The sequence below is a fragment of the Nitrincola sp. A-D6 genome, from assembly GCF_000764495.1.
GTDB lineage: Bacteria > Pseudomonadota > Gammaproteobacteria > Pseudomonadales > Balneatricaceae > Nitrincola.
Genome location: NZ_JRLB01000038.1, coordinates 1 through 18,201 on the forward strand (window position 1 = coordinate 1; position 18,201 = coordinate 18,201).

General features: G+C 52.0%; 16 protein-coding genes and 4 pseudogenes. 14 read left to right on the forward strand and 6 right to left on the reverse strand.

Annotated elements, in window-relative coordinates:
- Positions 1 to 105 precede the first annotated feature (105 nt).
- The 4 genes and pseudogenes from fba to tkt all read right to left on the reverse strand — a co-directional run bounded on the left by fba (position 106) and on the right by tkt (position 5,450).
- Positions 106 to 1,169 (reverse strand): annotated as a pseudogene (gene fba / locus LH51_RS07270) (class II fructose-bisphosphate aldolase).
- A 24-nt stretch (positions 1,170 to 1,193) separates the two neighbouring features.
- Positions 1,194 to 2,362 (reverse strand): annotated as a pseudogene (locus LH51_RS07275) (phosphoglycerate kinase).
- 22 nt (positions 2,363 to 2,384) lie between these two features.
- Positions 2,385 to 3,416: a type I glyceraldehyde-3-phosphate dehydrogenase gene (locus LH51_RS07280; protein ID WP_036521067.1), complete on the reverse strand. Its 1,032-nt coding sequence runs from the start codon at positions 3,414 to 3,416 to the stop codon at positions 2,385 to 2,387.
- Positions 3,417 to 3,455: 39 nt separating this feature from the next.
- The gene (tkt, locus tag LH51_RS07285) at positions 3,456 to 5,450 is read right to left on the reverse strand and encodes a transketolase (RefSeq protein ID WP_036521070.1); all 1,995 of its coding nucleotides are present in this window, start codon (positions 5,448 to 5,450) and stop codon (positions 3,456 to 3,458) included.
- A gap of 247 nt (positions 5,451 to 5,697) precedes the next feature.
- Here tkt and metK point away from each other — a divergent pair.
- The 10 genes and pseudogenes from metK (at position 5,698) to LH51_RS07330 (ending at position 13,530) form a co-directional block, all read left to right on the forward strand.
- A pseudogene (gene metK / locus LH51_RS07290) lies at positions 5,698 to 6,916 on the forward strand (methionine adenosyltransferase).
- Positions 6,917 to 6,928: 12 nt separating this feature from the next.
- A complete protein-coding gene (locus LH51_RS07295) occupies positions 6,929 to 7,657 on the forward strand; it encodes a 16S rRNA (uracil(1498)-N(3))-methyltransferase (protein ID WP_036521072.1) in 729 nt (242 codons plus the stop codon).
- A 38-nt stretch (positions 7,658 to 7,695) separates the two neighbouring features.
- Positions 7,696 to 8,646 carry a glutathione synthase gene (gene gshB / locus LH51_RS07300; protein WP_036521073.1) on the forward strand — a complete coding sequence of 317 codons (951 nt, stop codon included), beginning with the start codon at positions 7,696 to 7,698 and terminating at the stop codon, positions 8,644 to 8,646.
- Positions 8,646 to 9,182: a hypothetical protein gene (locus LH51_RS22390; protein WP_235263595.1), complete on the forward strand. Its 537-nt coding sequence runs from the start codon at positions 8,646 to 8,648 to the stop codon at positions 9,180 to 9,182. Before gshB ends, LH51_RS22390 begins: the two co-directional genes overlap by 1 nt.
- Before the next feature lie 11 nt (positions 9,183 to 9,193).
- The gene (locus LH51_RS22395) at positions 9,194 to 9,610 is read left to right on the forward strand and encodes an energy transducer TonB (protein ID WP_235263596.1); all 417 of its coding nucleotides are present in this window, start codon (positions 9,194 to 9,196) and stop codon (positions 9,608 to 9,610) included.
- Positions 9,611 to 9,669: 59 nt separating this feature from the next.
- On the forward strand, positions 9,670 to 10,236 hold the full coding sequence (locus tag LH51_RS07310; protein WP_036521075.1) for a YqgE/AlgH family protein: 567 nt from the start codon (positions 9,670 to 9,672) through the stop codon (positions 10,234 to 10,236).
- An 11-nt stretch (positions 10,237 to 10,247) separates the two neighbouring features.
- On the forward strand, positions 10,248 to 10,730 hold the full coding sequence (ruvX, locus tag LH51_RS07315; protein ID WP_036521077.1) for a Holliday junction resolvase RuvX: 483 nt from the start codon (positions 10,248 to 10,250) through the stop codon (positions 10,728 to 10,730).
- The gene (gene pyrR / locus LH51_RS07320) at positions 10,705 to 11,217 is read left to right on the forward strand and encodes a bifunctional pyr operon transcriptional regulator/uracil phosphoribosyltransferase PyrR (RefSeq protein WP_036521079.1); all 513 of its coding nucleotides are present in this window, start codon (positions 10,705 to 10,707) and stop codon (positions 11,215 to 11,217) included. Before ruvX ends, pyrR begins: the two co-directional genes overlap by 26 nt.
- Before the next feature lie 24 nt (positions 11,218 to 11,241).
- Positions 11,242 to 12,239: pseudogene (locus LH51_RS07325) on the forward strand (aspartate carbamoyltransferase catalytic subunit).
- Positions 12,240 to 12,252: 13 nt separating this feature from the next.
- Positions 12,253 to 13,530 carry a dihydroorotase gene (locus tag LH51_RS07330; RefSeq protein ID WP_036521081.1) on the forward strand — a complete coding sequence of 426 codons (1,278 nt, stop codon included), beginning with the start codon at positions 12,253 to 12,255 and terminating at the stop codon, positions 13,528 to 13,530.
- An 18-nt stretch (positions 13,531 to 13,548) separates the two neighbouring features.
- On the opposite strand, the gene LH51_RS07335 is transcribed toward LH51_RS07330, so the two are convergent.
- Together LH51_RS07335 and LH51_RS07340 are read right to left on the reverse strand one after the other, a co-directional pair.
- A complete protein-coding gene (locus tag LH51_RS07335) occupies positions 13,549 to 14,727 on the reverse strand; it encodes a PilT/PilU family type 4a pilus ATPase (protein ID WP_036521082.1) in 1,179 nt (392 codons plus the stop codon).
- A gap of 25 nt (positions 14,728 to 14,752) precedes the next feature.
- Positions 14,753 to 15,787, reverse strand: coding sequence for a type IV pilus twitching motility protein PilT (locus LH51_RS07340; protein WP_036521084.1), 1,035 nt, complete (start codon positions 15,785 to 15,787; stop codon positions 14,753 to 14,755).
- 90 nt (positions 15,788 to 15,877) lie between these two features.
- Between LH51_RS07340 and LH51_RS07345 the strand changes: the two genes are divergently transcribed.
- The 4 genes from LH51_RS07345 (at position 15,878) to LH51_RS07360 (ending at position 18,196) form a co-directional block, all read left to right on the forward strand.
- Complete coding sequence (locus tag LH51_RS07345) at positions 15,878 to 16,570, forward strand: YggS family pyridoxal phosphate-dependent enzyme (protein WP_036521088.1); 693 nt, start codon at positions 15,878 to 15,880, stop codon at positions 16,568 to 16,570.
- 238 nt (positions 16,571 to 16,808) lie between these two features.
- Entirely contained in the window at positions 16,809 to 17,147 is a 339-nt protein-coding gene (locus tag LH51_RS07350) for a type II toxin-antitoxin system HicB family antitoxin (protein ID WP_036521090.1), read from the forward strand.
- A gap of 54 nt (positions 17,148 to 17,201) precedes the next feature.
- Positions 17,202 to 17,516: a hypothetical protein gene (locus LH51_RS07355; RefSeq protein ID WP_036521091.1), complete on the forward strand. Its 315-nt coding sequence runs from the start codon at positions 17,202 to 17,204 to the stop codon at positions 17,514 to 17,516.
- Positions 17,517 to 17,662: 146 nt separating this feature from the next.
- Positions 17,663 to 18,196 (forward strand): YggT family protein, encoded by a 534-nt coding sequence (locus tag LH51_RS07360; RefSeq protein WP_036521093.1) that lies wholly within the window; start codon positions 17,663 to 17,665, stop codon positions 18,194 to 18,196.
- The last annotated feature ends 5 nt before the right edge of the window (positions 18,197 to 18,201 follow it).

Sequence of the window (18,201 nt, forward strand, 5' to 3'; positions counted from 1 at the left end):
AGCTCCTACAGGGGGGGTATATTTGGGGCTTATTCGCTCGCGGAGCGAGCTCCTACAGGGGGGTGTATTTTATCGTAGGAGCCCGGTCTCCGGGCGATAGAATCCTCAGTTAATTTTTACATCCAGCTGACCGGATTCGTAGCGCTCAGCCATATCCTCCAGCGCAATTGGTGTAATACTACTGGCATGGCCGGCAGTCCCAAAGGCTTCATAACGGGCGATACAGATTTCACGCATCGCATTAATGGTTTCCTTGAGATATTTACGTGGATCAAACTCTGCCGGGTTCTGCGCCAGGAAGCGACGAACGGCACCAGTTGATGCCAGGCGCAGATCGGTATCGATATTCACCTTGCGCACCCCGTGACGAATACCCTGTACGATTTCGTCCACCGGCACCCCATAGGTTTCCGGAATTTCACCCCCATATTCGTTAATAATCGCCAGCCAATCCTGCGGCACCGATGAGGAGCCATGCATGACCAGATGCGTATCCGGAATACGTGCATGAATCTCTTTAATGCGCTGAATTGCCAAGGTATCGCCTGTGGGTGGACGGGTAAATTTATAGGCACCATGGCTGGTCCCTATAGCGATTGCCAAGCATCCACACCGGTTTTACGTACAAAATCGGCGGCCTCTTCAGGATCCGTCAGCATCTGCTCATGCGACAGTACACCTTCAGCACCTATGCCATCTTCTTCACCGGCCATACCGGTTTCCAGTGAACCCAGGCAGCCCAGTTCCCCCTCAACGGAAACACCACAAGCATGCGCCATTTCCACAGTACGGCGAGTCACCTCCACGTTGTATTCATAACTGGTAGGGGTTTTGCCATCGGTCCCCAGTGATCCATCCATCATCACTGACGAAAAGCCCATGGCAATCGAACGTTGGCAAACGCCAGGACTGGTACCATGATCCTGGTGCATACACACAGGAATCTGCGGAAACTCCTCAATCGCAGCCAGAATCATATGGCGCAGAAAGTTGGAGCCCGCATATTTGCGGGCACCGGCTGATGCCTGCACGATCACCGGCGAATCGGTTTTAGCCGCCGCTTCCATGATGGCGCGCATCTGCTCCAGGTTATTTACATTAAAAGCCGGTATGCCGTAGCCATGCTCGGCGGCATGGTCAAGCAACTGTCGCATAGAAATAAGTGCCATGTGTAAACCTCTTTAATTTAATTTTTAGTGCCGGGCAGCTCGCTGTTCCAGTACCGCTACTGCTGGTAAGACCTTGCCCTCTACAAACTCCAGAAAAGCACCACCACCCGTGGAAATGTAAGACACCCGATCTTCAATTCCATATTTATCCACTGCAGCCAGGGTGTCACCACCACCAGCAATAGAAAAACCTTCACTTTCAGCAATCGCCAGGGAGAGAACCCGAGTACCTTCACCAAACTGGTCATACTCAAACACACCCACCGGACCATTCCAGATAATAGTGCCGCACCTTTAAGCATCTCAGCCAGATGTTGGGCTGACTGCGGGCCGATATCCAGAATCATATCGTTTTCTGCCACGTCATCGACCAGTTTAACGGTCGCAACGGCATTTTCAGCAAACTCTGTAGCCACCACCACATCAACCGGCAGTGGGATGGACACCTTATCCATCAGCGCTTTCGCCACCGGAATCAGATCATGCTCACACAAGGACTTGCCGACTGGCTTACCGGCAGCGGCCAGAAAAGTATTGGCAATGCCCCCGCCCACAATAAGCTGATCACAACGAACCGACAGCGCATTCAAAACCTCCAGCTTGGTCGATACCTTGGAGCCTCCGACAATAGCCATCATGGGTCTCGATGGCGCATCCAACGCTTTGGCCAAAGCATCCAGTTCATTTGCCAGCAAGGGACCGGCACACGCAATCGGGGCGAATTTGGCTACGCCATGAGTTGATGCCTGAGCACGGTGCGCCGTACCAAAAGCATCCATCACATAGACATCACAGAGCGATGCCATGGTTTTTGCCAAAGCCTCGTCATCTTTTTTCTCACCCACATTGAAACGCACGTTTTCCAGTACTACCAGATCACCCTCGGCAACGTCAAACGGCGTATCCAGCCAATTACTAACCAGTGGCACGGGACGCTTAAGCAATTTAGACAGATGCTCGGCAACCGGACCCAGTGAATATTTTGCTTCGTATTCGCCTTCCGTTGGACGTCCCAGATGAGACATGACCATGACCTTAGCACCCGCCTTCAACGCTAACTCTATCGTTGGCAAAGATGCACGAATACGTGCATCCGAGGTGACCTTTCCATCTTTGATCGGCACGTTCAGATCTTCACGAATCAGTACCCGTTTACCGGCCAGATTCAGGTTTGTCATTTTCTGAATGCTCATAGGGAGAGTTCCTTTTTAGTTATTAATCAAAATTGTTCCTAAGCTCAAGCCAGTGACCTGCAACATCCAGCATACGATTCGCGTAACCCCACTCATTATCAAACCAGCAGATCATTTTCAATAACCGCTGACCGGTCACCCGCGTCTGCGTGCCATCGACAATCACAGATCGGGGATCACGATTAAAGTCCACTGAGGCATGCGGCTCTTCGGTATAACCCATCAACTGTTGAAACTGGCCCTGGCATGACTGAGCCTCTATCAACCGATTCACAGCTTCGGCTGACGTATCACTGGCGAGGTTAACCGACAAATCCATCAGCGACACATTGATCGTTGGTACCCGCAGATGCAGGCATTCAAAGCGTCCGGCCAAATGCGGCAAGAGCCGGTCAATCCCCTTACTCAGGCCGGTATCAACCGGAATGATGGATTGCAGCGCACTGCGTGTTAAGCGCAAATCCGTGCGGTGATAACTGTCAATGACCGGCTGATCATTCATAGCCGAATGCACCGTGGTCGTCACACCATTAATGATACCAAACTCACGATCAAGTATATCCAGCACTGGCACAAGGCAGTTGGTGGTACAGGATGCTGCCGAGGCCACGCGATGCTCTGTCCGCAATTGCTGATGATTAAACCCATAGATAACCGTCGCGTCGATATCGGCCGATGCCGGATTGGAAAACAGCAAGCGTTGCGCACCACTATCAAGGTGCTTTTGCGCCTGAGCGAGATTGGAAAAACTACCGGAACAATCCATGACCAGATCAACATCCAATTCTGCCCAGGGCAATTGTTCAGGATCCTCAACACTCAGTACACGGATTTTATCGCCATTAATCAGCAGATGCTTTCCATCGTGGCTGACCGGCAGGGGGAAGCGCCCATGGGTGGTATCATAGCGCGTCAGATAGGTCAGGGTTTCGATGTCTGACAACTCATTTAATGCCACCACCTGCAACTGATGCTGCAAGCCGCGCTCATACAGGGCGCGCAACACACTCTGACCTATGCGGCCATATCCATTAATGGCAATGCGGTAACTCATAGCGTGTTGCGCGTCCTTTCTTTAGGTTAACGAACCAGCTTACAACAGTGCGCGGGCTGTATTAGCGACATTGTCAGTGGTAAAGCCGAAGTATTCGAACAAGGCACCGGCTGGCGCAGACTCACCGAAGCTGCGCATGCCAACAATAGCACCATTCAAACCGACATACTTGTACCAGAAATCTGCCTGCGCCGCCTCCACTGCCACACGAGCCGTGACGGCTGCTGGCAACACTGACTCACGGTAAGCCGCATCCTGCTTATCAAAACGCTCGGTGCATGGCATGGAGACCACTCGCACCCGCCGACCTTCCGCCGTCAGCGTTTCGGCCGCGCTAACCGCCAAAGCCACTTCCGAACCTGTTGCCATCAGAATAATCTCTGGTGTGCCATCGCAATCGGTCAACACATAACCACCACGGGCCACAGCTGCGACCTGATCATCGTTGCGTGGTTGGTGAGGCAGATTCTGGCGCGAAAAGATCAGTGCACTAGGTCCGTCTGTGCGCATCACCGCTGACTTCCAGCTAACAGCGGATTCCACCGCATCACAAGGGCGCCAGGTTTCCATATTTGGGGTATGGCGCAGGTTGGCAATCTGCTCAATCGGCTGGTGCGTTGGGCCATCTTCACCCAGACCAATTGAGTCATGGGTGTAGACAAAAATTACCCGCTGCTTCATCAGTGCAGCCATGCGCACGGCATTGCGCGCATACTCCATAAACACCAGGAAAGTTGCGCCATAGGGAATAAAGCCGCCATGCAGGGCAATACCGTTCATCATGGCACTCATACCGAATTCACGCACACCGTAGTACATATAGTTGCCACTGGCATCTTCACGGCTGATACCCTTGGCGCCCGACCAAAGTGTCAGGTTTGAGCCTGCCAGGTCTGCTGAACCACCAAGGAATTCTGGCAGAACCGGTCCCAGTGCATTCAATGCATTCTGAGAGGCTTTACGTGAAGCAATACTGTCTCCCTTTGCAGCAACCTCTGCAATCCATGTATCCACTTGTTGTTCGAAATTATCCGGCAGTTCACCCGCCAGACGACGCAGCAGCTCAGCGGCCAGCTCAGGATAGGCAGTCTGATAGGCCGCAAGGCGCTCATTCCACTCATTCTCAGCATACTGACCAGCTTCCAGTGCATTCCAGTCATCATAAATATCGCCCGGGACTTCGAATGGAAGGTGCGGCCACTGCAACTGATCACGGGCCAATGATATTTCATCATCACCCAGCGGAGCCCCGTGACAATCTTCCTTGCCCTGTTTATTGGGAGAGCCAAAGCCGATAATGGTTTTGCAACAAATCAGTGTTGGTTGCTGAGTATTTTCACGCGCCTGTTCAATCGCCTCGCGGATCTGATCCGCATCGTGACCATCAACTGCCGGAATAACCTGCCATCCGTAGGCTTCAAAACGTGCCGGAGTGTTATCCGTGAACCAGCCTTCAACTTCACCATCGATGGAGATGCCATTGTCATCCCAAAAAGCGATCAGCTTACCCAGACCCAGTGTCCCGGCCAATGAACAGGCTTCATGCGAGATACCCTCCATCAAACAGCCATCGCCCAGAAATGCGTAGGTATGATGATCAATGATGTCATGGTCGTCACGATTAAACTGTGCAGCCAATACCTTTTCAGCCAGTGCCATACCCACGGCATTGGTAATACCCTGCCCAAGAGGGCCAGTCGTCGTTTCAACACCAGGGCAGTAGCTGTACTCCGGGTGGCCGGCGGTTTTACTGTGTAGCTGACGGAAATTTTTCAAATCCTCAATACTGACGTCATAACCGGTCAAATGCAGCAGAGAATAAATCAGCATAGAGCCATGGCCGTTAGACAGCACAAAGCGGTCACGGTCAAACCAATATGGGTTGGCAGGGTTATGCTTCATGAAGTCATTCCATAAGACTTCAGCAATATCCGCCATTCCCATTGGTGCTCCGGGATGCCCGGATTTGGCTTTCTGGACGGCATCCATGCTCAATGCACGAATGGCATTGGCAAGTTCACGACGAGAGGACATTTAATCAACTCCTGGGGCTGGCCCAATTCTGATGTAGGTTCGTAAAAGTTTCAGGCGGTGATTTTCGCGCAGATAGCCACGCGCATCAAATGCAATTACACATAAAGTGGAAATTTCATGCAAAAACACCCGGATTTCACCCTCAACCTTAAATTCAGTTATGAAAAACCTCCATCAAACCGGTAAAATGGCTTGAACAGGGTCATTGACTGACGACAACTTCTCAAGCTATAGGAATTTTCCTGACATGAGCGAATACACCCTCTTCACTTCTGAATCCGTTTCTGAAGGTCACCCGGACAAAATAGCCGACCAGATCTCGGATGCGGTACTCGACGCCATTATCGCGCGCGACAAACAGGCGCGGGTAGCCTGTGAGACGTTGGTTAAAACCGGTGTCGCCATCGTGGCAGGTGAAATCTCCACCTCAGCCTGGGTCGACCTGGAGTACCTGGTACGCAACGTGATCAATTCGATAGGTTACACCTCCTCTCTTGTCGGTTATGATGGCGCCACTTGCGGCGTCATCAACCTGATTGGCAAGCAGAGTATGGATATTGCTCAGGCGTCGATCGCAGCAACCCGGAAGACCAGGGTGCTGGTGATCAGGGTTGATGTTTGGCTATGCCACCAATGAAACCGAATCCTTTATGCCCGCCCCGATCCACTACGCTCACCGTCTGGTGGAGCGTCAGGCGGAGCTGCGTAAAAGCGGCATGCTGCCGTGGCTTCGCCCGGATGCCAAGAGTCAGGTGACCTTCCGCTATGACGAGGCTGGCCAACCCTGTGGTGTCGATGCGGTAGTGCTCTCAACCCAGCATGACCCTGAGATTAAACAGGAAGACCTGCGCCGCATGGTGCAACGGGAAATTATTGAAGCGGTCATTCCGGCGCAATGGCTGTCTGAGTCTACCCGCTACCATATCAACCCGACTGGCAAATTTGTGATTGGCGGCCCTGTGGGCGACTGTGGTCTGACCGGGCGCAAAATTATTGTCGATACCTATGGTGGCATGGCACGTCATGGTGGTGGCGCTTTTTCGGGTAAAGACCCGTCGAAAGTGGATCGGTCAGCCGCTTACGCCTGCCGTTATGTGGCCAAAAACATCGTTGCCGCCGGTCTTGCCGATCGTTGCGAAATCCAGGTGTCTTACGCCATAGGGGTTGCCGAGCCAACATCTGTATCAGTCAACACCTTTGCTACTGGTAAAATCAGTGATGAACAGATCATCCAGTTGATTCGTCGTGAGTTTGATCTGCGCCCCTACGCCATCACCAGGATGCTGGATCTGCTGCATCCCATGTACCAGATGACGGCGGCTTACGGGCACTTTGGTCGTGATCCTTTTGAAGCCAGCTATGAGTGGATTGACCAGGAGGGTAACACGCAGACTGAAACCTTCACGGCCTTCCCCTGGGAAAAAACCGACCGGGCTGAGGCACTTCGCAAAGCCGCCAGTCTCTGATCAGACGCGCCTATGAGAGTACCACGCTTTTATGAGGCTCAGCCGCTGGCGGGCCTCACTGAACTGACACTCAGTGACAGCTGTTTTCAGCATGCCGGTAAAGCTTTACGCTTACGCAACGGTGATCGACTCTGCCTGTTCAATGGTGATGGCTACGAATATGACGCGATAGTCAGCCATGCCGACAAGCGCAGCATGCAAGTCAGCATCACCGCCATACGCAGCGCAAACACCGAATCGGCACTTAACATCGAAATAGGCCAAGCGCTTTCCCGAGGAGAGCGCATGGATTATGCGGTACAGAAAGCCACCGAAATGGGCTGCCAAACCCTCGCCCCACTCCTTACTGAGCGTTGCGAGGTAAAACTCACCGCTGAACGGCAAGACAAGCGCCAGCGCCACTGGCAACAGGTTGCTATCAGCGCGTGCGAACAGTCACTGCGTAACCAATTACCCGAAATCACCTCACCTCAACCGCTGCAAACATGGCTTGAAAACTGCCAGGCTGAGGTTAAGCTGGTACTGCACCATCACAGTGCAACCCCGCTCACAGCCATGCAACCACCCGCTTCTGTAGCACTATTGATCGGCCCAGAAGGTGGACTGACTGAAGCAGAAGTAGCCTTGGCAATAGCGCAGGGTTTCCAGCCACTGGCACTTGGACCACGGGTGATGCGCACCGAAACAGCGCCAGTGGCTGCCTGCGCAGTGTTACAGTATCTCTGGGGTGATCTAGGTTAAAATGGCAATCCTCACCAGACCAACGACAGGACGCATAAATGAGTATTAAAATCGGTATCGTCATGGATCCTATTGAGGCGATCAGCTACAAAAAAGACTCCAGTCTGGCCATGCTTTGGGCTGCGCAGCGTAAAGGCTGGGAAATCTGGTATATGGAACAGTCCGATCTCAGTCTTGTTCAGGGTCAGGCGATGGGCCGCATGGCCCCGTTACAGGTGGCTATGGACCCACAACAATGGTTCAGCCGTGGTGACTATCAGCAGCAACCGCTGAGCTCACTCGATATTATCCTGATGCGCAAAGACCCGCCGTTTGATAGCGAGTTTCTGTATTCGACACAGCTATTGGCCCTGGCCGAACAGCAAGGCACACTGATCGTTAACCGCACCCAGGGCCTGCGGGACTACAATGAAAAGCTCTTCGCCACCCATTTCCCTCAGTGCTGCCCACCAGTACTGGTATCACGCCGCACAGACGACTTACGCGCGTTTCATAGTGAACACCTGGATGTGATTTTCAAACCCCTGGATGGCATGGGCGGCGCGTCGATCTTCCGGGTACGCGAAGATGGGCTGAACCTGGGTGTGATCATTGAAACCCTGACGGCACACGGCACGCAAATGTGCATGGTGCAAAAGTATTTGCCAGAGATCAGTGCCGGTGACAAACGCATCCTGATGATCAATGGTGAGCCTCTGCCTTATGCACTGGCCCGCATTCCTTCAGCTGGAGAAACGCGTGGTAACCTGGCAGCTGGCGGTCGGGGCGTAGGCCAACCATTGAGTGATCGTGATCGCTGGATCTGCGAACAAGTAGGCCCTACCCTGAAAGCACAAGGGTTGCTGTTTGTTGGCCTGGATGTCATTGGTGACTATCTTACAGAAATCAATGTCACCAGCCCGACCTGCATCCGCGAACTGGACACGCAATTTGATCTGGATATCGGTATGCAGCTAATGAATACGCTAGAGCAATCGCTTGCACCCTAATGATACTTGCACCGGATCAACACCACTCCTGGTATAAAACCGCTGTAGACCGTTTCGGCCTGAACCTGTTTCTGGCTGCAGCACTGCACGGTTTTTTGATCCTGGCGATTAGCTTTAAACTTCCTGAAACGCCACCACCGCAGCACACATTGGACATCACACTGTCCAGACAACAGAGCGAAACTCCACCAGAAAACGCTGACTTTTTTGCCCAGACCGATCAGCTCGGCAGTGGTGAAAGTGATGAAAAATTATTACCTAGTGTAATCGAAGAATCTATCATGGAAGACGAGGTAGTAGCAGAGCAAGCACCTCTGCCACAACCTATCGCCATACCCGAACCCCAACCCGTCATAGCAGAATCCGCGCCAGCCATGCCCGAGCCAGTAGAACTGGAAACAGCATCACCGGAGCAACCAGGCGTTGAACAAACCCCGGTTGTTACCCAGGCACCGGCACCAGAACAAGCACCAGTACAACAGGAGCGCCAGCCCGCCAGCCCGCCACAACCCACCCCCGAAAAGCCCGTTCACTGATGGCTCGCAGCATGGAAATTGCCAGTATTCAGGCGCAGCTCTCCTCCCAGCAACAAACCCAGGCGCGCAAACCCAGAGTGCGCAGACTCACCTCGGCACCCTCCACCATGGCGCATGATGATGCAATTTATCTGGATAACTGGCGACGACGCATTGAATCAGTCGGCAATATGAACTACCCGGAAGAGGCACGACGCAATGATATCAACGGTAGCTTACGACTGCTGGTGGCTATCCTGCCTGATGGCAGTGTAACTAATATTGAAGTGTTGCAGTCTTCTGGCCACGCCGTGCTGGATAATGCCGCCATCCGTATCGTGCAAATGGCATCTCCCTTCCAGCCCTTCACCAATGAAATGCGCCGCAACACCGATCGACTTGAAATAATTCGTACCTGGAAGTTTGAGAAACGCGCCAGTGTGTACTAAGCCTAAGGGAAGACTTTTGTTTTGGGTCCATCGGTAACTTATTTCCCAAGGTGACTCGCATGACCGATTCCACTTCACTGCGCGATCAGTTTCTCATCTCCATGCCGCATCTGGATGATCGCCACTTTTCCCGCACACTGACCTATGTTTGTGATCACAGCGAATATGGTGCCATGGGTATTATTATTAACCGCCCAGCTGGCATTCTGGTTCATGACCTGCTCAATCATATCCAACTGGACCACACCTCTGTAACTATCGATCCTATGCCGGTGTTCAAAGGTGGCCCCATTCACCCTGACCGGGGTTTTGTATTACACCGCGATGATGGACGACGCTGGCTCTCCAGCCACCCGATCACCAGCGAGATCCAGCTAACAACCTCCATGGATATTCTGGAAGCCATGGCGTTGGGCGAAGGCCCAAAAGACTGCCTGGTAGCACTTGGCTATGCTGGCTGGAGCCCGGGACAGCTGGAACATGAAATCTATGAAAACACCTGGTTAAGCTGCCAGGCAAATTCAGATATAATGTTCCGGTTACCAGCTGAGGAGCGACTTCAGGCCGCTGCGGCATCACTGGGCGTCAATCTGCAACTTCTGACGACTCATGCCGGACACGCCTGACCGAAAACTGCATGCAGTCATCTTATGAAACGGCACTCGGATTTGATTTTGGGACACGCCGCATCGGCATTGCTGCCGGACAATCCGTGACCGCTACAGCAAAACCACTGAATCCAGTGAATGCCCGTGATGGCATCCCTGACTGGGACGCCTTGACTATGATCATTGAAACCTGGCAACCAGACTGTCTTGTCGTCGGCATTCCGTTCAATATGGACGGCAGTATCAGCGATATGGCTCGCCGAGCGCGCAAATTTGCCAACCGCATGCATGAACGCTTTGGTCACCCCTGCTTCCTGATGGACGAACGCCTTACCACCCGTGAAGCCAAGCAGATACACTATGCCGCTGGTGGTGGCAGTAATTTTCGCAAAGAGCCTGTCGACAGCATTGCCGCACGCCTGATACTGGAAGACTGGTTTTCCACCACCCAACTTATTCCCAGCCACACCCCACTGGAGACCCTTTATGGTATCGGGCAACCTGAACGTTGAACGCCTGCTTGACTCTATTAGCCAGGATCTCAAAACCCTGATCGCCTATCGCAATATCGACGACCCATTAATGATAGGTATCCGCACCGGTGGAGTCTGGGTAGCGGAACGCTTGCACCAGCAACTGGGCATTACCAGCCCGCTAGGCATACTGGACATCTCCTTTTACCGTGATGATTTCAGCCACTCCGGCCTAAACCCTAAAGTTAAGCCAACCAAACTGCCCTGCCCAACAGAAGATCGACACATTCTGCTGGTGGATGATGTCATTATGTCAGGACGCACCATTCGCGCGGCAATGAATGAATTGTTCGATTATGGTCGCCCCGCTTCCATCTCACTGATCACTCTAATCGACTTACAACGTCGCGAATTGCCTATTCAACCGGATGTGTGTGGCGATACCCTGAGTCTGGGCCCGGATCAGCAGATTAAACTCTCCGGCCCTAACCCGCTGTTACTGGATATTAGTCAACGTCAATCCTGACCCTGAAGACATGAGTATTTTATTATGCTGAGCCAGAACCACTACGACAGTATTCAGTTAACGCCTGAAGGGCAGCTGAAACACTTCCTGACCATTGAGGGCCTTTCTGCCTCACTGCTCACCGAGATACTGGACACTGCCGACTCATTTGTCGACATGGGTGCCCAACAGGTCAAGAAAGTACCCCTGCTACGCGGTAAAACCGTGGCCAATCTGTTCTTTGAGTCCAGCACCCGCACACTGTCTACCTTTGAACTGGCCGCCAAGCGATTATCTGCCGATGTGCTCAACCTCAACATCAGCACCTCGTCGACGTCCAAAGGGGAAACCCTGAAGGATACACTGATGACCTTGCGTGCCATGCATTGCGATATGTTTGTGGTACGCCACTCAGCCAGCGGCGCAGCACATTTCATTGCCGAGCATGTCACCCCCGATGTTGCCGTTATCAATGCCGGTGATGGCCGCCATGCGCACCCCACTCAAGCCATGCTGGATATGCTCACCATACGCCAGCATAAAGGCGACTTTGCCGGTCTCAAAGTCGCCATTGTTGGCGACCTGCTGCATTCCCGCGTTGCCCGCTCACAGATTCACGCGCTACGCACGCTGGGGGTAGCTGAAATCCGTGTTATTGCCCCTTTGACCCTGCTACCACGCCATATTGAAGCCATGGGTGTCAAAGTCTTTACGGAAATGTCGCGTGGACTACGCGATGTCGACGTCATCATCATGCTGAGGCTGCAAAAGGAACGCATGCAATCCGCACTGCTACCGAGTGAATCCGAATTCTACAAGCTGTATGGTCTGACCGAAGCCAAGCTGGCCTATGCCCGCACCGATGCCATCGTGATGCACCCCGGCCGATTAACCGCGGTGTGGAAATCGAATCCAGCGTAGCCGATGGTGAACGCTCTGTCATTCTGAATCAGGTCACCAACGGCATTGCCGTACGCATGGCCGTTATGTCGATGGCCATGAGTGGTCAATTAAAAGATAACCAGCCAAGCGCCAAGGCTTAAGGATCCCCAGACGATGAACATTATAATTGAAGGTGGCCATGTCATAGATCCAGCCAGTGCTGTTGATCAGATTACTGACCTGTATATTTCTAATGGAGAAATCCTGGCACTGGGTGAGGCTCCGGCTGGCTTTATCAGCGATGAACGTATTGATGCAACCGGCCAGGTGGTCTGCCCTGGTCTGATTGATCTTTGTGCGCATTTACGTGAGCCAGGCGAAACCCACAAAGGCACCATAGCCAGTGAAACAGCGGCAGCAGCGGCCGGTGGTATCACCACCCTGATTACACCGCCGACAACGCGACCCATTGTTGACACCCCGGCTGTTGCTGAACTGATACAGGATCGCGCGGCCGATGCTGGATTTAGCCGTGTGCTGCCAATGGGGGCTCTGACTCAGGGACTGCTGGGCGAACAACTGGCACCGCTACACGCTTTGGCCAGCTCGGGCTGCATTGCTTTTACTAATGCCCGTTGCGCGGTGAAAAGCTCACTGAGCCTGCTGCGCAGTCTGGAATATGCGGCCACTTTTGATTTGCTGGTGATTTTTCAGGCACAGGATCACAGCCTGGCAGCCAGTGGCTGCATGCATGAAGGGGCTAATGCCACACGCATGGGCCTCAGCGGCATTCCGGAAGCAGCAGAAACCATCGAAGTTGCGCGCTGCCTTCTGCTGGTAGAACAAACAGGAGTACGAGCTCACTTTGGTCAGATCACCTGCGAACGCTCCGTTCAGCTGATCAGTGCCGCACAACAACGTGGACTAAAAGTTACAGCAGATGTCGCTGTGCACCACCTGATCCTCAGTGACGATCAGGTCAATGAATTTGATTCGGCCCTGCATCTGCAGCCGCCTTTACGCAGTGCACTTGATCGCGCCGGGTTACTGCAGGGACTACTAAGTCAGACCATTACCGCCATCTGCTCTGATCACCAGCCCCAGGATTTAATTTCCAAACAAGCACCTTTTGCAGAAACAGCACCCGGACTTAGCGGACTGGAAACACTATTGGCCTTATGCCTGACACTGGTTGAACGCAAACTGATTGAACTGCCGCAATTGATTGAGAAACTGACCCTCGCCCCGGCTCGCATTCTAGGCCTGGAAAGCGGCAGTCTGATGCCTGGTCAACAAGCTGATATCTGTATTTTTGATCCACTGGAAAACTGGGTTGTGAGTGCAGAGAATCTGCACTCAGCCGGTAAAAATTCACCCTTTACTGGCCAGACGTTAACAGGCCGGGTAACTACCACCCTGATCGGTGGCAAGGTGGTATTTCGGCGCTATTAATGGCGGCTGACACTGACTTTACATATTGTTAACGTCAGCCACACCACCAAGGTTCATGTTGTCATCCTCTTCCTGCAGGGTAAAGGATGGCATGGACTCATCTTTAATCGAAGCGGGCTTTGACTTGCCATGCGTTTCTTCATTAAGTTTGATCATCAAGCGCAGATCGTTGGTGGAGTCCGCATGTGTTAAGGCTACATCGTAGCTAATAACTCCCTGTTTATAAAGATTAAACAGTGCCTGATCAAAGGTTTGCATGCCCAGATTAGTAGATTTTTTGATGACATCCTTGATCTCATGCACCGCCCCTTTACGCACCATATCCTGAATCAAGGGTGTATTGATCAACACTTCAATGGCAGCACGTCGCCCGGAACCATCCACAGTAGGCAGCAGTTGTTGCGCCACAATAGCCTTAAGGTTCAGTGACAGATCCATCCACACCTGTGAATGATGATCGGGACCGAAGAAAGAGATAATCCGATCCAGTGCCTGGTTGGCATTGTTGGCATGCAGAGTTGCCATACACAGGTGCCCGGTTTCTGCAAAGCTCAGACCATATTTCATGGTCTCAGCATCACGTATCTCACCCATCAAAATAACATCCGGTGCCTGGCGCAGAGTGTTCTTCAATGCGATTTCGTAGGAGTCGGTATCCAGACCCACTTCACGCTGAGTCACAATGCTCTTGCGGTGATTATGGATATACTCTATCGGGTCTTCAATGGTAATAATGTGACCGGCGTGATGTTGATTACGGTAATCAATCATGGAAGCCAGCGATGTAGACTTACCCGTAGAGGTACCACCGACAAACAGGATCAGACCGCGCTTGGTCATCGACAGGTCTTTCAACACAGCCGGCAGGTGCAACTCTTCCAGGCTGGGAATATAGGTATTGATGCGACGCATCACCATGCCGGGGGTATTACGCTGCACAAAGGCACTGACACGAAAACGGCCAATCCCCTGGGCACTGATGGCAAAGTTACACTCATGAGTGCCTTCAAACTCGGCCAGCTGTTTATCGTTCATGGTGCTGTATACCAGCTTTCTGGCCTGCTCTGGTTTGAGCACCTCTTTGGTGAGCGGCTTGATGGTACCGTCTACCTTGATAGCAGGCGCAGCCCCAGCGGTGACAAACAGGTCAGATGCGCCACGATCCGACATCACCTTAAGCAGTTGTGTAAAATCCATAACCCGGTCCTTTTACATTAAGCCATCAGAAGGATGACGGAGTCTTTGATTTCTCGCGCGCAGCCTCTCTGGATATCAAGCCTTTCGACACCAGTTCGGTGAGTGACTGATCCAGGGTTTTCATACCAAAGGACGCGCCGGTCTGTATCGCAGAGTACATCTGAGCGACCTTGTCTTCTCGAATCAGGTTACGTATCGCCGGGGTGCCGATCATAATTTCATAGGCAGCTACACGCCCACCTTTGAGCTTTTTCATCAGAGTCTGGGAGATAACGCCCTGCAGTGACTCAGATAGCATGGAGCGCACCATGTCTTTTTCCGCTGCTGGAAATACGTCAATAATACGGTCGATGGTTTTAGCCGCCGAGGTGGTATGCAAGGTGCCGAACACTAAATGCCCGGTTTCTGCTGCTGTAAGTGCCAAGCGGATAGTTTCCAGATCACGCATCTCACCGACCAGGATAATATCCGGGTCTTCACGCAACGCCGAACGCAACGCATTGGCAAAGCTGTGCGTATCACGGTGCACTTCTCGCTGGTTTACCAGGCACTTCTTACTTTCATGCACAAACTCGATCGGATCTTCTATGGTAAGGATATGCTCCGAGCGTGTGTCGTTGATATAGTCAACCATAGCCGCCAGCGTGGTACTTTTACCCGACCCGGTAGGCCCGGTAACCAGCACCAGTCCTCGAGACTTTTCAGACAAATCCTGAAACACCTTGCCCATGCCCAGGTCATCCAGGGTAAAAACCTTGCTGGGTACGGTACGAAATACGGCCGCCGCACCACGGTGCTGATTGAAGGCATTGACACGAAAGCGAGACAGTTTGGGAACTTCGAAAGAGAAGTCGACTTCGAGATTTTCTTCATACTCCTTACGCTGACGGTCATTCATGATGTCATACACCAGCGTATGCACCTGTTTATGATCCAAGGCAGGTAGCTTGATGCGGCGAACATCACCATCTACGCGAATCATGGGTGGCATACCAGAGGTCAGGTGTAAATCAGAAGCGCCCTGCTGGACAGCAAAGGACAAGAGTTCAGTAATATCCATAGAATTTATGCTCGCAGCTTCTTCCCATTAGAGGTTCTATTAACGCAGAATACCCTGATCCATGAATGTACGACAACCAGAATATCCTATATGTCTATCATAGCAGAGAAAACCACACAGGTAGTGAGCGAGATCAATCAAGCCTGCCAGGCCACAGGCCGCCACCCATCGGAGGTCGCCCTGCTAGCGGTGAGTAAAACACGCAGCGCCGATGAGGTACGCGAGGCTTTTCAACAGGGGTTGATTCGCTTTGGTGAGAATTACCTACAAGAGGCGTTGGATAAAATCCAGGCGTTGGCTGATTTGCCGCTTGAGTGGCATTTCATCGGCCCGGTGCAGTCGAATAAAACCCGTCAAATTGCTGAGTCTTTTGACTGGGTACACAGTGTTGATCGATTGAAGATCGCCCGGCGTTTGTCTGAACAGCGCCCGACTGAGTTAGCGGATCTGAATATCTGTTTGCAGGTGAATATTGATGATGAGAGCAGCAAATCCGGCTGTTCTCCGAATGAAGCACTGGACCTGGCGCGTGAAATAGCCGCGCTGCCTCATCTTAATTTGCGCGGGCTTATGGCGATTCCGGCACCAACGGATGATGCCGCTGCACAACGCTTGGCGTTTGCCAAGGTGCGGGCGCTGGCGGAGCGCATTCGTGCCAGTGGCATTGCTATGGATACGCTGTCGATGGGGATGTCTGGGGATCTTGCGGCCGCCATCGCTGAAGGGAGCACGATGGTTAGAATTGGTACGGCGTTATTTGGTCCGCGGGTGGCGAAAGGCTAGCATTATTGGGGTAGTCGCTTCTGGGTGCCGAGCTGGGGTGGTCCTGTGCCAACTGAATTGCATAAAAAAACCTACCTTCATTCGGCCTGATAGACAGGAGGCCCAGATTGACAATGATATCATTAGTGATACCATTTAAATTATAACAAAGATTTAAAATATCCTCAGTCAGATGCGGGACAACCCCAAGAGCATCACATTTAACGACCTATACAAGGTATGTTGCTAGAGGTCCAAAGTGGCAAAAAATATTGATCGATACACTTATAGAGTTACCTGGTCGGAAGAAGATCAGGAGCATGTTGGGTTGTGTGTGGAGTTTCCCAGCCTGAGTTGGCTGGCTGACGATCCTGAACTAGCATTAAAAGGGATTCGTCAATTGGTTCATGAGTGCGTTGAAGACATGCGCCGAACAAATGACCAGGTTCCTGAGCCACTGTCGTCAAAAAAATTCAGCGGCAAATTTATGGTGCGTGTACCACCAGAAACGCATCGTTTGTTAACGATTGAAGCGGCAGAGTCTGGTGTTAGTTTGAATCGGCTTATTTCCAGCAAGTTACATCAACCGCGCATGTAATCGGGTAACTGAGGTTTTAAGCTGGCTGAAACCAGGTGCTATCAAGAGGTGCTTATGAAAGAGAGTGATTGGCAGAAGTTCAATGTCATCAAAGAGAAAGCCATAGAGCAGTTCTGTACTCAGACCCTGAATGAGTTTGAAGGGGTCATCGCTAATACGGGTGAGTCTGCTCATGATCGCTATTTGCAGCTTTACCAGCTTGTCCGAAATCGCGACAAGGAAATGGCATTCATTTTCGATGGCCACAGCAGATCCAAAGCGCCGATTCAACTCATGGTCATTCGGTCTCATGGACTCGCTGATGAAGCATTGCTTGCGGAATTATCGGATGAATTTCGGGATCAAACAGAACCACAACGCTTTAGTTGACAGACTGTAACCGTCAGCCTCGTGCGATTACCCTGAATATCACCGTGAAAAGGTTCATTCGCCGCGTGAAAATCTCTATACTCTAATTTTCGATTTCAGCACCGGCTTTAGCCGGGTGACGGCTGCATCAAGTTTAAGGGTAGATCATGGATCCGCTATTATTAATTATCCGAACGATCGGCGAAATTTTTGCTTTTATTGCCATTCTGCGCTTTCTGCTGCAGACAATGCAGGTGGATTATTACAACCCCATCTCTCAGGCCGTAGTGAAATTCACGCAGCCACCCTTGATGCCATTACAGCGGATCGTCCCCAAGTTTGGGCGTATTGATGTAGCGCCACTGGTATTGGCATTTCTTGTCAAACTGGCCACGCTGTTTATTTTGGTATCGATCACCAGCAGCCCTCTGGGTATCGCCACGCTTATTATGCTTTCCCTTGTCGGTGTATTGGATACACTGCTGACCATTCTATTCTGGGCTACCATCGGTTCCGTGATTATCAGCTGGGTTGCCCCTGACTCACCCCATCCGGCACCGCAACTGTTGCAGCAGCTTGTTGAACCGATGTTTGCACAGGTTCGGCGCTTTATACCCCCAATTGGCGGGCTTGATCTGTCACCCATTGCCATCTTTTTGGTAATACAGATCGTGCAGTCGCAATTACCACGTTTGATGTGACCTGA

Excerpts from the sequence above, each read along its gene's own strand:
- LH51_RS22395 (WP_235263596.1), top strand. The coding sequence starts at position 9,194 with ATGGAAATTGCCAGTATTCAGGCGCAGCTCTCCTCCCAGCAACAAACC.
- LH51_RS07355 (WP_036521091.1), top strand. The coding sequence starts at position 17,202 with ATGAAAGAGAGTGATTGGCAGAAGTTCAATGTCATCAAAGAGAAAGCC.
- LH51_RS07295 (WP_036521072.1), top strand. The coding sequence starts at position 6,929 with ATGAGAGTACCACGCTTTTATGAGGCTCAGCCGCTGGCGGGCCTCACT.
- pyrR (WP_036521079.1), top strand. The coding sequence starts at position 10,705 with ATGGTATCGGGCAACCTGAACGTTGAACGCCTGCTTGACTCTATTAGC.
- tkt (WP_036521070.1), bottom strand. The coding sequence starts at position 5,450 with ATGTCCTCTCGTCGTGAACTTGCCAATGCCATTCGTGCATTGAGCATG.
- LH51_RS07340 (WP_036521084.1), bottom strand. The coding sequence starts at position 15,787 with ATGGATATTACTGAACTCTTGTCCTTTGCTGTCCAGCAGGGCGCTTCT.
- LH51_RS07330 (WP_036521081.1), top strand. The coding sequence starts at position 12,253 with ATGAACATTATAATTGAAGGTGGCCATGTCATAGATCCAGCCAGTGCT.
- LH51_RS07335 (WP_036521082.1), bottom strand. The coding sequence starts at position 14,727 with ATGGATTTTACACAACTGCTTAAGGTGATGTCGGATCGTGGCGCATCT.
- gshB (WP_036521073.1), top strand. The coding sequence starts at position 7,696 with ATGAGTATTAAAATCGGTATCGTCATGGATCCTATTGAGGCGATCAGC.
- ruvX (WP_036521077.1), top strand. The coding sequence starts at position 10,248 with ATGCAGTCATCTTATGAAACGGCACTCGGATTTGATTTTGGGACACGC.
- LH51_RS07345 (WP_036521088.1), top strand. The coding sequence starts at position 15,878 with ATGTCTATCATAGCAGAGAAAACCACACAGGTAGTGAGCGAGATCAAT.
- LH51_RS07360 (WP_036521093.1), top strand. The coding sequence starts at position 17,663 with ATGGATCCGCTATTATTAATTATCCGAACGATCGGCGAAATTTTTGCT.
- LH51_RS07310 (WP_036521075.1), top strand. The coding sequence starts at position 9,670 with ATGACCGATTCCACTTCACTGCGCGATCAGTTTCTCATCTCCATGCCG.
- LH51_RS22390 (WP_235263595.1), top strand. The coding sequence starts at position 8,646 with ATGATACTTGCACCGGATCAACACCACTCCTGGTATAAAACCGCTGTA.
- LH51_RS07280 (WP_036521067.1), bottom strand. The coding sequence starts at position 3,416 with ATGAGTTACCGCATTGCCATTAATGGATATGGCCGCATAGGTCAGAGT.